This window comes from Stenotrophomonas sp. SMYL86, assembly GCF_036320025.1.
Lineage (GTDB): Bacteria > Pseudomonadota > Gammaproteobacteria > Xanthomonadales > Xanthomonadaceae > Stenotrophomonas > Stenotrophomonas maltophilia_A.
In genome coordinates this window covers 79,088-93,531 of the sequence record NZ_JAWIRU010000017.1, presented here as the reverse complement: position 1 = coordinate 93,531, position 14,444 = coordinate 79,088, and the positions used below count along the sequence as shown (strand labels likewise).

Sequence of the window (14,444 nt, the reverse complement as noted above, 5' to 3'; positions counted from 1 at the left end):
GCGACCAGTCATCACGACCGGTTTATTGTGAAGGCCAACGATTCCACAAGGAGGAACCCCATGGCGAAGACCAAGAGCACGACCAAGGCCAAGACCGGCAAGCAGAAGCTTGCAGCGGCGGCACCGTCGGCGCCGAACATCGATATCGGGATCACCCAGGGCGACCGCAAGAAGATTGCCGACGGTCTGTCGCGCTTCCAGGCCGATGCGTTCACGCTCTACCTGAAGACGCACAACTTCCACTGGAATGTGACCGGGTCGATGTTCAACTCGCTGCACACCATGTTCGAGACGCAGTACACCGAGCAGTGGGCGGCACTGGACGACGTGGCCGAGCGCATCCGCGCGCTGGGCTTCAATGCCCCGGGCTCCTACCGGGAATTCGCTGCGCTGACCTCGATCGCCGAGGAACCGGGCCTGACCGACAGTGCGGACTGGCGTGAAATGGTACGCCAGTTGGTGGTCGCCAACGAAGCGGTCTGCCGTACGGCACGTGAAGTGCTGGACGTGGCGGCCAAGGGTGACGACGCCCCGACCGAGGATCTGATGACCCAGCGCCTGCAGACCCACGAGAAGTACGCCTGGATGCTGCGCTCGCTCCTCCAGTAAGAGTTTGGGGGCCCGGCAGGGCTGCGCCCTGCACCCGCAGAGGCCTTGAAGCCAGGGCCAGAGCCAGAGCAGACGCTGGCTGTCCGTGGGTTGGCGGGGTGGGGTCCGCTCTGGTAGGTGTCGACCTTGGTCGACGCGGATGAATTCATTCGATATCTGACAGATGTGTCGACCAAGGTCGACACCTACCAACAGCCGCGTGAACCTGTCGAAGGCGGGGCGGTGTCGGATTGCGGGGTGTCAGCCGCATGGATGCGGCTGCCAAGCCTACACGGACGTACTTGCGGCGTCCCCGCAATCCGACACCGCCCCGCCAACCCACGGATCACCCCAGAGACGGCTGTTGCCTTTGAGGTTGCTCTGGCTTGTAGCAGGTGCAGGGCGCAGCCCTGCCGAGACACCCCCGCCGGGGTAAACTAGCCTGATGGCTTCCCGTCCCGCGCACGACCTGCTTCAACGCGTCTTTGGTTACGACGATTTCCGTGGTCCCCAGCAGGACATCGTGGAGCATGTGGCTGCCGGTCATGATGCCTTGGTGCTGATGCCCACCGGCGGCGGCAAGTCGCTCTGCTACCAGGTGCCGGCCCTGCTGCGTGACGGTTGTGGCATCGTCATCTCGCCGCTGATCGCGCTGATGCAGGACCAGGTCGAAGCCCTGCGCCAGCTCGGCGTGCGTGCCGAGTACCTGAATTCCACCCTGGACGCCGAGACCGCCGGCCGCGTCGAGCGCGAACTGCTCGCGGGCGAGCTGGACATGCTCTATGTCGCCCCCGAGCGCCTGCTGACCGGCCGCTTCCTGTCGCTGCTGTCGCGCAGCCGCATCGCCCTGTTCGCCATCGACGAAGCACACTGCGTGTCGCAGTGGGGCCATGATTTCCGCCCCGAATACCGCCAGCTGACCGTGCTGCACGAGCGTTGGCCACAGATCCCGCGGATCGCGCTCACCGCCACCGCCGATCCGCCGACCCAGCGCGAGATCGCCGAGCGCCTCGATCTGCAGGAAGCACGCCACTTCGTCAGCTCCTTCGACCGCCCCAACATCCGCTATACCGTGGTGCAGAAGGACAACGCCCGCAAGCAGCTGACCGATTTCCTGCGCGGCCACCGCGGCGAGGCCGGCATCGTCTACTGCATGTCGCGGCGCAAGGTCGAAGAGACCGCCGAATTCCTCTGCGGCCAGGGCTTCAACGCCCTGCCCTACCATGCCGGCCTGCCACCGGAAGTACGCGCCAGCAACCAGCGCCGCTTCCTGCGCGAGGATGGCATCGTGATGTGCGCCACCATCGCCTTCGGAATGGGCATCGACAAGCCGGACGTGCGCTTCGTCGCGCATACCGACCTGCCCAAGTCGATGGAAGGCTACTACCAGGAAACCGGTCGCGCCGGCCGCGATGGCGAGGCCGCCGAGGCCTGGCTGTGCTACGGCCTGGGTGACGTGGTGCTGCTCAAGCAGATGATCGAGCAGTCCGAAGCCGGCGAAGAGCGCAAGCAGCTGGAGCGGTCCAAGCTGGACCACCTGTTGGGCTACTGCGAATCCATGCAGTGCCGCCGCCAGGTGCTGCTGGCCGGTTTCGGCGAGACCTATCCCCAGCCCTGCGGCAACTGCGACAACTGCCTGACGCCGCCGGCCTCGTGGGACGCGACCATTCCGGCGCAGAAGGCGCTGAGCTGTGTCTATCGCAGCGGCCAGCGCTTCGGCGTCGGTCACCTGATCGATGTCCTGCGCGGCAGCGAGAACGAAAAGGTCAAGCAGCAGGGCCACGACAAGCTCAGCACCTACGCGATCGGCCGCGACCTCGACGCGCGCACCTGGCGCAGCGTGTTCCGCCAGCTGGTCGCCGCCAGCCTGCTGGAAGTGGACAGCGAGGGCCACGGTGGCCTGCGCCTGACCGATGCAAGCCGCGACGTGCTGACCGGCCGCCGCCAGATCAGCATGCGCCGCGACCCGGCCAGCAGCACCAGCGGGCGCGAGCGCAGCGCGCAGCGCACCGGCCTGTCGGTGCTGCCGCAGGATCTGGCGCTGTTCAACGCGCTGCGCGGCCTGCGTGCCGAACTGGCCCGCGAACAGAACGTGCCGGCCTTCGTGATCTTCCACGACAGCACTCTGCGCAACATCGCCGAACAGCGCCCGACCAGCCTGGACGAACTGGCCCGGGTCGGCGGCATCGGCGGCACCAAGCTGAGCCGCTACGGCCCGCGCCTGGTCGAGATCGTGCGCGAAGAAGGGTAGCGGCTCTACATTGGTGCTGGTCCAACCTTGAACCGGCCATTCAGCCGGAAGTGCATCCGCAGCCAGTTGCAGCTAGATTAGCGCCATGTCCCTGGCCTCGACCCTGCTCCGTGTCGTGCTCATGCTCAGCCTGTTGCTCAACGGGCTGAACGCGGCCATGGCCAGCGGTCACGAGGAAATGGGCCGGATGGCCCACGCCGCAGCCGCTGCCGTTGATGGCGGCACCGCCGACTGCCACCACCACGCCGGCATGCAGGCCGACCCGGCCCCACAGGCCAAGGCCCCGCCCCACGACGCCCACTGCCAGATCAAGGACTGCGTGCGCAGCTGCGCCCAGCACCCGCTGCTGGTGGTGCAGCCGTTGCCGTTCATGGCCGGTCCGACGTTATCGCTGGCCCCGCAGCCGATGCCGGCCACTGGCCGTCCGGCGCCGCCGCTGCCGCCGATTTCGCGTCCTCCCATCGGCTGATTCCACACGCATCGTGCGCCCTGCGCACCGCAGCCGGCCGCCTGCCGGCGTCTTTACGTGTCTGGAGTCACCACCATGAATACCCGCATTCCCCCCGGCCCGGGCGCTGTGCCCATGCCGTCGCGCCGCCTGTTCGTACAGGGCCTCGCCGCAGGTGGCGTGGTTGCCGGCATCGCCGCTGTCGGCGTGCCGCAGCGCGCGCTTGCTGCTGCCAGCGCCGCCCCCCGCCTGGCCGGCGCCCCTGCCGTGCTCAGCGATACCCGCGTTGAACTGGCCATCGGCGAATCGCTCGCCAATTTCACCGGCCGCACCCGCCCGGCGATCACCGTCAACGGCTCGCTGCCGGCACCGATCCTGCGCTGGCGCGAAGGCCAGACCGTCGACCTGTTCGTGCGCAACACGCTGGAACGCCACCCGACCTCGATCCACTGGCACGGCATCCTGCTGCCCGCCAACATGGACGGCGTGCCCGGCCTGAGCTTCAACGGCATCGGCCCTGGTGAGACCTACCACTACCACTTCGAGCTGAAGCAGTCGGGCACCTACTGGTACCACAGCCACTCCATGTTCCAGGAGCAGGCTGGTCTGTACGGCGCGCTGATCATCGACCCGGCCGAACCGGCGCCGTACCACCACGACCGCGAGCACGTGATCATGCTGTCGGACTGGACCGACATGGACCCGGGCGCGCTGTTCCGCCGCATGAAGAAGCTGGCCGAGCACGACAACTACTACAAGCGCACCCTGCCCGACTTCCTGCGCGACGCGAAACGCGACGGCTGGTCGGCGGCGCTGTCCGACCGTGGCATGTGGGGCCGGATGCGGATGACGCCCACCGATATCTCCGACATCAACGCGCACACCTATACCTACCTGATGAACGGCACCGCCCCGGCCGGCAACTGGACCGGGCTGTTCCGCAGCGGCGAGAAGGTGCTGCTGCGCTTCATCAATGGCGGGTCGATGACCTACTTCGACGTACGCATTCCTGGCCTGAAGATGACCGTGGTCGCTGCCGACGGCCAGTACATCCACCCGGTGAGCATCGATGAGTTCCGCATCGCCCCGGCCGAAACCTACGATGTGATCGTCGAACCGAGCGGCCAGGACGCCTTCACCATCTTCTGCCAGGACATGGGCCGCACCGGCTACGCCGCCGGCACGCTGGCGGTTCGCCATGGCCTGCAGGCACCGATTCCCGCGCGCGACCCACGTCCGTTGCTGACGATGAGCGACATGGGTCACGACATGGGCAGTGGTGGCCACGGCGGTCACGACATGGCCGCGATGAAAAGCATGGAAGGTGGCTGCGGCGCCAGCATGGGCCACGGCGCGCACGGCGGCGGCGATGCCGCCAGCAAGGCACCGAAGCACCCCGCCAGCGAACGCAACAACCCGCTGGTGGACATGCAGAGCTCGGCCTCCGAACCGAAGCTGGACGACCCCGGCATCGGCCTGCGCGACAACGGCCGCCAAGTGCTGACCTACGGCGCGATGCGCAGCCTGTTCGAAGACCCGGATGGCCGCGAGCCGAACCGCGAGATCGAGCTGCACCTGACCGGACACATGGAGAAGTTCTCCTGGTCGTTCGATGGCATCCCATTCGCCAGCGCCGAACCACTGCGGCTGAACTACGGCGAGCGCATGCGCATCGTGCTGGTCAACGACACCATGATGCAGCACCCGATCCATCTGCACGGCGTGTGGAGCGATCTGGAAAACGCACAGGGCGAGTTCCAGCTGCGCAAGCACACCATCGACATGCCGCCGGGCACCCGCCGCAGCTATCGCGTGCGCGCCGATGCACTCGGCCGCTGGGCCTACCACTGCCATCTGCTGTACCACATGGAAGCGGGCATGATGCGCGAAGTGAGGATCGAAGAATGAGCCGCTCACTGCTTTCCCCCAGCCTGCTGGCCCTGGGCCTGGCCGCTGCATTGCCCGTGTTCGCGCAGTCGCACGCTGGTCACGACATGGCCGCGATGGATCCGCCCGCGAAGACCGTGAAGGCACCGGTCGAACCGGTCGATCATTCGAAGATGGATCATTCGAAGATGGATCATTCGAAGATGGATTCGGGTGCGATGGACCACTCAGCCATGGATCACTCGAAGATGGACCATGGCGCGAGGCAGCCGGCGACGATGGACCATTCCACGATGGACCACGCCGCGATGGACCACGGATCGCCTGCACCGACCGAGCCGCGCGAACCCATCCCGGTGCCGACCGATGCCGACCGCGCCGCGGCCTTCCCGCCCATCGCACACGGTGCGATGGAGCATGCGCCAGAGATCAACAGCCTGCTGCTGATCGACCGTCTGGAACATTGGGATGGAAAGAGCAGCAATGGCCAGGCCTGGGAGGCCACTGGCTGGATCGGCGGCAACATCAACCGCCTGTGGTTGCGCACCGATGGCGAACGCAGCCGTGGCCGCACCGAATCGTCGTCACTGGAAGCACTGTATGGCCGCAGCGTGTCGCCGTGGTGGGACGTGCTGGTCGGCGTGCGCCAGGACTTCCGCCCGGCTGACTCGCGCACGTGGGCGGCGGTCGGCATCCAGGGCCTGGCGCCGTACAAGTTCGAGAGCTCGGCCACGCTGTACATGGGCTCCGGCGGCCAGGTGCTGGCCAAGGCCGAAGTCGAGTACGACGTGCTGCTGACCAACCGCCTGATCCTGCAGCCGCTGCTGGAAGCCACCGTCGCGGCCAAGGACGAAAAGGAGTACGGCATCGGCCGTGGCCTGAACAAGGTCGAAGCCGGGCTGCGACTGCGCTATGAGTTCAGCCGCCGCTTCGCGCCCTACATCGGCATCAGCCACGAACGCACGTTTGGTGACACCGCCGACTACGCCGGTGACCACGCACGCGACACACGCTGGGTGGCCGGCGTGCGCATGTGGTTCTGAGCAGCAGTTCGTGAGCAATGGCCAGCCCCGGCAGCCGCCGGGGCCGGCTACACTGCGCCACGTTCCAATGCAGGCACCGCCATGTCGTTGCAGATCCGCCGCGCCACCCTTGCCGACGTCGACGCGCTGTCGGCCATCGCGATTGCCACCTACAACGAAACCTGGGGCGATTCCTATCCGCCGCAGGAGCTGCACGATTTCCTGCAGGCGCACTACAGCAGCGAGCCGCAGCGCATCGAACTGTCTGACCCACGCAGTGCCATCTGGCTGTTGATGGACGGTGACGCCGTGGTCGGCTATCTGGCCGCCGGTGCCAACACCCTGCCGCACACGGATGCACGCGACGGCGACATCGAACTGAAGCGGTTCTACATCCTGGCCGCACACCAGAACGGCGGCCATGGTGCACGCATGATGGACGCGTTCATGGCCTGGCTGGACCAGCCGCAGCGCCGCACCCTGTGGGTGGGCGTGTGGGAAGAGAATTTCGGCGCACAGCGCTTCTATGCGCGTTACGGCTGCAGCAAGGTTGGCGAGTACGACTTCATCGTCGGCGACACCCACGACCGCGAGTTCATCCTGCGGCGGCCGTGATCACGCGCTCCATGTAGAGTCGAGCCATGCTCGACTGCACCTAACCTGTAGAGTCGAGCCATGTTCGACTCTTGGCGGCAACAGCCAGTCGAGCATGGCTCGACTCTACAAAGCGCGAAGCGCCTAGAAGTCGAACAGCTCCGACAGGAAGCTGTCCTTCTTCTTTTTCTTGTATCCGTGGCCCCGATTGTCCTCGTAACGCTGGCCCAAGTGGCGGGTATCACGGTGCATCACCGGCGGCGGAGAGGATGCCGGATGCTGCTGCACAGGCGCGGGCGGCGGCACGGCCGCACCGGCACCGGCACCGGCACGCTCGATGATCTTGTCCAGTTCACCACGATCCAGCCACACGCCCCGGCAGCCGGGGCAATAGTCGATCTCGATGCCATGGCGTTCGGCCATCTGCAGGGTCTGGGTCTTGCACACGGGGCACAGCATCGGCATTGCTCCTGTCGGTCCTGCATCGACTGTACCTGTGCGGTGATGACTGTGCGGCAACGCATGACCGATGGCACAGGGACTTCCGACGCGTGCCGATGCGGCGGCAGTCGCACACACTGGGCCCCTGTTCCGCAGGGAGTGCGTACATGACCGCGTTGTCCCGCCTGCCCACCGCCGCGCGCCTGCTGCTGGTCCTGCTGGGCGTTGGCCTGGGCCTGAATCTGCGCGATATCGCTGCGGCCGCAGGGACTCCGATTCCCGCCCTGCCCATACCCTACGGCGGCAGCCTGCTGGACAACGCGCTGGCGGTGCTGGTGGCACTACTGCTGGCCACGCTGCTGCGGCCCCGTGGCATGGGCCTGCTGGGCAACCTCGGGCTGCGCGGGAATGGTTGGGGCGGCCCGATGTGGGTGTTGCTGGCCAGCCTGCCGTGCTGGCTGGGCCTGGCGATGCTCGGCACCTCGAACACCGCGCTGACCGCGCTGGACGCCACGATGCTGGCCGTGCTGTTCCCACTGGCCGAGGAAGTGCTGTTCCGCGGCCTGGGCTTCGTGCTGCTGGTGAAGATCGTGCGTGGTCCGTGGCCGCTGCTCGCGCTGCCGCAGGCGCTGCTGTTCGGCATGGTGCACTGGCTGGGCTTCGGTGGGTTCGACGGTGGCGGCATCGCGCTGTTCGTCGGCGCGGTGATCGCCCTCGGCGGCTTCATCTTCGCCTGGCTCGACCACCTCGACGGTGACACCCTGTGGTGCGGCCTGGTCCTGCACGTTTCGATGAACCTGGCCTGGAATGTGTTCAGCCTTGATGACGCCGTCGCGCTCGGCTGGCAGGCCACCAGCCTGCGCATCGGCACCGCCCTGCTCGCGGTCGCAATCCTGGCCTGGTACGTGCACCGCCAACGGCGCGGACAGCTGTAACGCCCACTTAGCTTGCCGTGCACGCCGGGCTCACTACCGGCTTGCGCATACTTGCGCGCCTTTCGCTCCCCCTGTTGTCCGGAGTTGCCGCGTCATGTTGCTGTCCAAGCGCTTTGTGGAACCGCGCGTCCTGCTGATCGAGGACGCCGAGGAAACCCAGGAACTCAGTCGTCTCGCCCTGGAAAGCCAGGCCTGCCAGGTCACCGCTGTCAGCAGCGCCGAGGCCGCGCTGGGCCTGCTCAACGCCGGTGAACCGTTCGACCTGCTGTTCACCGACGTCTGCCTGGGCGGCATCAGCGGCATCGAAACCGCCAACCGCGTGCGTGAGCACCTGCCGCAGCTGCCGATCCTGGTCACCTCCGGCATGGACCAGCACCGCGTGCTGCCGCAGCTGCGCGCCGGCATCCACTTCCTGCCCAAGCCGTACAGCATGAGCGAGCTGCTCGATGCCATCCGCCTGTGTTTCCGCCATGCAGCAGATGCCACCTTGATACCGCCGCCGCACGCCAGCGCGGCCTGAGGCAATCATCCACGCCTGGCGTGGATCTACTGATTCCGTTTCTCTTCGGCATGGATCCACGTCAACACCACCCGTAGATCCACGCCATGCGTGGATGCAGCCCTCCATCAACCGCCGGTGTACGGCCCTTCACCCGGCATCACCTCCAGCAGTGCGCGAGTGATCACCCGCGGGTAAACCGTGAGATGGTCCTCGCCGTCAATCACCACGTTGTCCACCTTCAACTTGCGACCCGTGCGCTTCAGCTGGGCAGTGAAGTCCGCGGTCTGCCTCAGCATGTCGTTGCCGGTTGAATAACGCGGCCCTGGCTTGTCCGTCTCGTAACTGCCCACCGACAGCAGCACGCGCGTAGGTTGCGCAGGGATGACTGCGGCATCCTGCATGCGCGGCAGCAGAAGCTGGTCGAACCACAACGAAGGACTGGACAGGATGTAGGTACTGAACATGTCCGGTTGTGTGGTCAGCACATAGGCACCGAACAGCGCGCCATAGGAATGACCAGCGAACATGCGCCGGGCGGGATCGGTGCGATAACGCGCATCGACCATCGGCAGCACCTGTGCGGCCAGGAAATCGCGGTAATGTGCCGCACCGCCGTAGGTGACGTCATCACTGTAATAGCCATCGACCGTGCGCGCCGGATTGCTGGGCGTGTAGTCGCGCGAGCGGCTCTGCTTTGAAGTCAGGCCTTCCTGCGGCGGCAGACCGACCAGGATGAAATTCTCGATGTTGACGCCCTGCTGCCCCACCAGATTGCGCACGCTGCGCACCAGCGGGAAGCTGTACAGAGCATCGGTCACGTACAGCACCGGATAGTGCTTTTCCGGATGCGCCGCATAGTCGGCCGGCAGCGCCACCCAGATCGGGTAATCGCGCCCCACGGGGTCATGTACGCGCAGCGCTTCGGTATCCGGCAGCACCACGCCCGGCACCGCCGTTGCCGCGCTTTCCTTCGCGTCACTCTGCGTTGCCGGTGGTGCCACCGACATCGCACAGCCACTCACGGCCAGGCAGGCCGCCACACTCCATCCACGCACACGCTGCATCCACGCTCTCCCGTTGCGGGCGGCGCCCCCAAGTGGCGCCGCTACCGCATCCTCACACGTCGTGCGGTGCAGTGCCACGCCGGATCAGGGCGAGGCCGGCGGCGGTGCCGGGAACAGCGTGCGCAGCGCCTGCAAGGCGGCTGGGTGATAGATCGTAGCGTGGGTTTCCTCCGGCAGCGGCAGGTACTTCACCAGCGGCGACGGCGACGCCTGCTGCAGCAGCGTGGCCAACTGCGCGGCGGACGCAGCCAGCTCCGGCTGCCCACTGCTGGCCAGGAATACGCGCGGCTGCGCACGCGTCACCGCCGGCAACTGCTTGGCCGCAGCGGCCAACATCGTGCCCCGATTCCACCACAGGCTGGGGTCCAGCGCGATGTAGCTGTTGAAGAGTGTCGGCTCCTGCAGCAACGTCTCGACCACGAACAAGCCGGCCAGCGATTCACCGATCAGCGCGCGCTCGTCGGTGGTCGGGTAGCGTTGGCGCACCTGCGGCATCAGTTCATCGCGCAGGAAGCTGCGGTAGGCCGCTGAACCGCCGATGCGGGGCGCGATCTTCTGGTCTTGCGGGTCGCTGCTGGGGCCCGTCATGTCGCGGCGGCGCTCGGTGTTCTCGATGCCTACCAGCAGGAACGGACGCATGCTGCCGTTGCCGCTCAGCACCTGCACCAGCCCGGCCACATGCAGGAAGTCCTCGCCGATGCCGCCATCGGCCATGTACAGCACCGGCAACGCCGCCTTCGGGTCCAGGCCCCACGGCTGCGGGCGGTAGACATTGATGCGGCGGGTTTCGCCCAGCGCCTTCGATTCAATGGTGAAGGTCTCGCCGATGACCAGCGGGGTTGCGGCGGCGGCCTGTGCGGACGGTGCCGGCTCGGCGGCCATCAACGGCGCGGCGGAGACAGCGGACAACAACAGCGACAGCACGATCAAGCGCATGGAGCGGCCCATCCTGGGAAAGTGCCGAGCATAACGCCAAGGCCAAGGCGTCGGCCGATTCGGCAAGCCTGCACGTATGCTACGGCGCTGCGCGATGCTTGAACTGTATCGGGAAATGACTGCAATCGCGTTTGCTAGCATTCGTCGTTTCCTACAAGGAGTTGGGACATGGGGGGCTTCAGCATTTGGCACTGGATCATTCTTCTGGCGGTCGTCCTGATCCCGGTCGGCATCGCAGCCGTCATCGCAGCGATTGTCCTCAGGCGAAAGTAGATCCACGCCATGCGTGGATGCGCATTCTGGGGATGCGTCAAGCGCATCCGCGATGGCACGCGCGAAGCGTGCCGCCGTTGGCATGCTGACCGTGGCGGAAATGCTGCACGCCGCTGAGCGCTGCCGGTCGCTGGTCACGCCCGACCGCCATCTGAATGAAAGGGGGGCGATGGGTTGTTCTTCGCCTGCCGCAGGCTGGCGGAACGGGTGTGCCGGGATATCCGGCCGGCGTACCCCCGCTTTACCCAGAACCGGTCCATACTTGGGACGGGCTGGTCGCCAGTCCCTTCGAAACCTACAAGGAGGTTTGCATGTTGAGTGCCGTTCTCATCGCCGCGCTGGCCGCCAGCCCGGCCGCGCCCGTACCGTATGCCGATTGTCTGCTCGGCAACATCCAGCCCGGGCTGTCTGATCGTGCCGTGCAACTGGTGCAGGAGGCCTGTGCTGCAAAGCATCCGGAGAGCTTCGCCGCAGCGATGGAACTGGAACGCAGAACCAACCTGCAGCGGCTCACCTATTTCGAGGCCGCAAAAGCGGAGGCGGCACGCTCTGCGAATGCGGCAGCAACGGCCGCACAGGAGGCTGCCGACGCGGCGGCGGCTAAAGCGAAGAATGCGCGGACGAAGTAGTTGCCTTGGACGAGCGCCACAAAAAAGGCACCGCATTGCGGTGCCTTTCTGAATGACCTGGGTCATTGGATGCAATGGTGGGCCGTGAAGGATTCGAACCTTCGACCAAAAGATTAAAAGTCCGCCTTATGCTGCAACAAATTCAATGACTTAATTCGAATTTATTTCTGGAACTTGACCGCCGCAGCCCCTGCCGCACAAGAGGAACTGGTGGAGTTTTCTGGAAGCCGGGGCATCAAACCCGAGGATGCTGCCGCCCGCTCACACTCAGTCGCCGCTTCCTCTGATCCTTCGCCCTGGGCTTGGTCTCCTCCGGCGGCCGGACCGGCTCGAGGGCCTCCCTGATCCGCGCAGCTGCCGTGGCGGCAGCCTCGTCCAGGCGCTGGGCCTGCAGCTGCTGTTCGCGCGTCGGGGGTAGGCCGGGCAGCGGTCGCGCCGGCTTGATGGGGGTGCTGTCAGTCAGGCGGATGACCGCCTCTCGCAGCGGCTGGTCCGGAAACAGCCTGGCGGCGCACCAGCGCTCGGCGAAACGCTTTCCCTGTCGAATACTGGCGACCGCGACGTTCTTGGTCTGCCACATCTTCAGGGCGTCCATGTGGAGACGGTAGCCACCCTCACGGGTCGAGGTAACGCTGGCCACCTCGCGCCCGTTCCACCATAGAGCCCAGCGCTCGCCCATCTGGACCCAGCCGGACGGGATAGGGGCAGTGCGGAAGCCTTGGTAGCCGTGCGAAGGAAGCATGGCCGGAAGGATACGACTAGTCGTCGCATATCCTGCGAACAGGCCGGAAACGTCCCTGCTTTGGATCCCTCCCCGATCAAGGCCAGGGGTCCAAGGCGGGTGCGGCAGTAGATCGCCGCCACCATCCCCGCCCACAAACCTGTCACAGCATCATCCTGCTCCCGACACGCTTTTGCTTAGACATATCCCGAGGCAAGCAGAAAGCCTCCCCTCTCGAACAGGAGGCAGGACGGCACTCCTACGGATGATTGCAAAAAAAAATGCCCCGCCGAAGCGGGGCATTCTTACTGGTCACTCAGACGCTCTTACGCAGTCACGAGCTTCTGACAACGCGCAATAGCAGCGTCGTAGCATGCATCAATGATATCGAGCTCGGCAATGATCTCGAGGGCCAGAGCAGCCAGGTCGTTCCTGTTCTTCGGCTGCGCGAGAGCATACAGATCAAAGTTCAGGGCGGTGACGTTCATCATCTTTCTCCGTTGGGGTATTTTTCAAGGTTCTACGTAACTTGCGGGACAGATGGATCTATCAGAACTTCGATTGTGCCTTCAGCTCAGCGATGATGCGTTCGAATTCGGTTTCATCACCGGCATTGAGGGCAGCGTTCAAACTCTTCATCTGCAGAATACAGTGCCTTGAGTTGATCGCGTTGCGACGTTCGTCAAAACCTAGCATGCCACTGCTTACAAATTCACTAAGGGCGACATCGATGACTTGCAACCCGCTAAGCACCTGCGGAAGCGTTGGGTTCAGCCCAACGTTAAATTGCACGAAGCCAAAGTCACGGTGGGCCTCAATCAGCTTGTTGACCTGTCCTACCACCCGACCCCAAATGAATTCGAGAAGTTCCGCGAGACGTGCAGCAGGGTCATTACTTGGGGGGTGGGATCCGTCGCTCATTGCGTTTCAGCTTCCTTAGCGTCTAGTACATGCCGTAACGGCTACGTCTACGATTCCTTTAGACGGCGTTACGTTCCTGTGTCACTACAGGACGCGGATGGTTCCACATGGGCCACACGTTTACTAGGGGGTAACGCGTCATTGCGCTTACCACCTCCAACCTCCGGGTTCAATGGCTAACATTTTCACGATAAATCAATGCTTTACGTGACTAGCGTCAGGTCTGGCTCCGTTCAGACTTCCCACACCCCTCCTCAAAATCCCGTTAACAAAGCTGAATTTGCGCAAGATGTACGGAAAGAAATTCGAGTAGCCCCAACCTCTCTGCGCCCCGAACATTGCCAAGCGATCTGATTCGCACCGGCCCTCCAGCCAGGACCCACTAAGCCGGCCACACAATTTCAGACCGCAATCTGCTACTGCAGTTCCAATCACCAGCTTGCCCAAATGGACTTCATTCAGACTCAGACGGACGGCATGCAAGGAACTGCCCCATCCCAACTTGGGTCGGGAGCGACCAAGCACAGCGATCAACACCCCTCGCAAAAACGCCGAAGGGCTGTTGGAACCTGTTGCCTGAGCCCTAGAGCAGCGCCGCCTGGCGATCATCCCAGCTCTTGATGATCAGCTCCCCGAACTTGCGCCCAAGGCCGGCCTGTGGGAAGACAGCAGCCCGCTGTTGCCCGATGGCAACCTGGGCACCTTCACGATCATCACCGACGACAGCAGCGGCGTCTCGGCGGATATCCACGACCGCATGCCGGTCTCGTTGCAGGCCAGCCAGATCGACGACTGGATGGCCGCCGACGCCGACGATGCCATGGCAATGCTCCTGGCCAGCGAGCCGCCGGCCTTGGAGGCCTACCGAGTGACGCGAGCAGTCAACGCGCCTCGCAACAACAATGAGTCGTTGCTCGCACCATTCGGCTAGGCTAGGAGCCGCCCCTCGTTGAATCGCCGCAAGCACGAACCTGGGCGTGGAATTTCTTCCATCCGAGACCGGTGATGTTATTCATCTGACGGTACTCAACAGCGGATCCGTTCGAAACTTCACTGACGCTGATCGTTACCGCAGTACCTTCTGCGCCTGGCATCTTCCCAATCAGGACCGTTGTACTTCCCTGCGGCAACACCGTGGTCACGTACCTATCCAACATTGCTGTCGATAAGCACTGAACGACTGCATCTGCCGGGGTTGCACTCACATACTCAAGCAGCGGGGCGCGCGATTG

At 64.7% G+C, this 14,444-nt stretch carries 15 protein-coding genes and 1 pseudogene; 10 read left to right on the top strand and 6 right to left on the bottom strand.

Translation table 11 applies throughout. From position 1 onward, the window contains the following. Positions 1-60 precede the first annotated feature (60 nt). From V3B64_RS17085 to V3B64_RS17060, 6 genes are all read left to right on the top strand, one after another. On the top strand, positions 61-609 hold the full coding sequence (locus V3B64_RS17085; protein ID WP_006439098.1) for a Dps family protein: 549 nt from the start codon (positions 61-63) through the stop codon (positions 607-609). 424 nt (positions 610-1,033) lie between these two features. Beyond that, positions 1,034-2,839 (top strand): DNA helicase RecQ, encoded by a 1,806-nt coding sequence (gene recQ / locus V3B64_RS17080; RefSeq protein ID WP_132810652.1) that lies wholly within the window; start codon positions 1,034-1,036, stop codon positions 2,837-2,839. Between the two features lie 85 nt (positions 2,840-2,924). Beyond that, positions 2,925-3,308 (top strand): CopL family metal-binding regulatory protein, encoded by a 384-nt coding sequence (locus V3B64_RS17075; protein WP_329914569.1) that lies wholly within the window; start codon positions 2,925-2,927, stop codon positions 3,306-3,308. Positions 3,309-3,383: 75 nt separating this feature from the next. After that, positions 3,384-5,195, top strand: coding sequence for a copper resistance system multicopper oxidase (locus tag V3B64_RS17070; protein ID WP_329914568.1), 1,812 nt, complete (start codon positions 3,384-3,386; stop codon positions 5,193-5,195). After that, positions 5,192-6,217, top strand: coding sequence for a copper resistance protein B (locus V3B64_RS17065; RefSeq protein ID WP_134951605.1), 1,026 nt, complete (start codon positions 5,192-5,194; stop codon positions 6,215-6,217). The genes V3B64_RS17070 and V3B64_RS17065 overlap by 4 nt, the downstream gene beginning before the upstream one ends. 81 nt (positions 6,218-6,298) lie before the next feature. Then, positions 6,299-6,811, top strand: coding sequence for a GNAT family N-acetyltransferase (locus V3B64_RS17060; RefSeq protein WP_032128517.1), 513 nt, complete (start codon positions 6,299-6,301; stop codon positions 6,809-6,811). Positions 6,812-6,934: 123 nt separating this feature from the next. Here the strand turns inward: V3B64_RS17060 and V3B64_RS17055 are convergent, their stop codons facing one another. Beyond that, positions 6,935-7,249, bottom strand: coding sequence for a zf-TFIIB domain-containing protein (locus tag V3B64_RS17055; RefSeq protein WP_032128518.1), 315 nt, complete (start codon positions 7,247-7,249; stop codon positions 6,935-6,937). A gap of 149 nt (positions 7,250-7,398) precedes the next feature. Between V3B64_RS17055 and V3B64_RS17050 the strand changes: the two genes are divergently transcribed. Then, positions 7,399-8,166, top strand: coding sequence for a CPBP family glutamic-type intramembrane protease (locus V3B64_RS17050; protein ID WP_121504677.1), 768 nt, complete (start codon positions 7,399-7,401; stop codon positions 8,164-8,166). A gap of 94 nt (positions 8,167-8,260) precedes the next feature. Then, positions 8,261-8,686 carry a response regulator gene (locus V3B64_RS17045; RefSeq protein ID WP_032128520.1) on the top strand — a complete coding sequence of 142 codons (426 nt, stop codon included), beginning with the start codon at positions 8,261-8,263 and terminating at the stop codon, positions 8,684-8,686. Positions 8,687-8,793: 107 nt separating this feature from the next. Here the strand turns inward: V3B64_RS17045 and V3B64_RS17040 are convergent, their stop codons facing one another. Further along, positions 8,794-9,732, bottom strand: a complete 939-nt coding sequence (locus V3B64_RS17040) for an alpha/beta hydrolase-fold protein (RefSeq protein WP_285302275.1) — start codon at positions 9,730-9,732, stop codon at positions 8,794-8,796. Positions 9,733-9,816: 84 nt separating this feature from the next. Next, positions 9,817-10,668, bottom strand: a complete 852-nt coding sequence (locus V3B64_RS17035) for an alpha/beta hydrolase-fold protein (protein ID WP_049422915.1) — start codon at positions 10,666-10,668, stop codon at positions 9,817-9,819. 584 nt (positions 10,669-11,252) lie between these two features. Here V3B64_RS17035 and V3B64_RS17030 point away from each other — a divergent pair. Continuing rightward, on the top strand, positions 11,253-11,570 hold the full coding sequence (locus V3B64_RS17030; protein ID WP_032128523.1) for a hypothetical protein: 318 nt from the start codon (positions 11,253-11,255) through the stop codon (positions 11,568-11,570). A 235-nt stretch (positions 11,571-11,805) separates the two neighbouring features. Here the strand turns inward: V3B64_RS17030 and V3B64_RS17025 are convergent, their stop codons facing one another. The 3 genes from V3B64_RS17025 to V3B64_RS17015 all read right to left on the bottom strand — a co-directional run bounded on the left by V3B64_RS17025 (position 11,806) and on the right by V3B64_RS17015 (position 13,212). Beyond that, positions 11,806-12,312, bottom strand: a complete 507-nt coding sequence (locus tag V3B64_RS17025) for a hypothetical protein (RefSeq protein ID WP_329914567.1) — start codon at positions 12,310-12,312, stop codon at positions 11,806-11,808. Positions 12,313-12,617: 305 nt separating this feature from the next. Then, positions 12,618-12,779, bottom strand: a complete 162-nt coding sequence (locus V3B64_RS17020; protein ID WP_329914566.1) for a hypothetical protein — start codon at positions 12,777-12,779, stop codon at positions 12,618-12,620. A 61-nt stretch (positions 12,780-12,840) separates the two neighbouring features. Next, positions 12,841-13,212, bottom strand: a complete 372-nt coding sequence (locus tag V3B64_RS17015) for a hypothetical protein (RefSeq protein ID WP_329914565.1) — start codon at positions 13,210-13,212, stop codon at positions 12,841-12,843. Positions 13,213-13,843: 631 nt separating this feature from the next. On the opposite strand from V3B64_RS17015, the pseudogene V3B64_RS17010 reads away from it, so the two are divergent. Further along, positions 13,844-14,143: pseudogene (locus V3B64_RS17010) on the top strand (SOS response-associated peptidase family protein); the annotation flags it as partial. Positions 14,144-14,444: the final 301 nt, after the last annotated feature.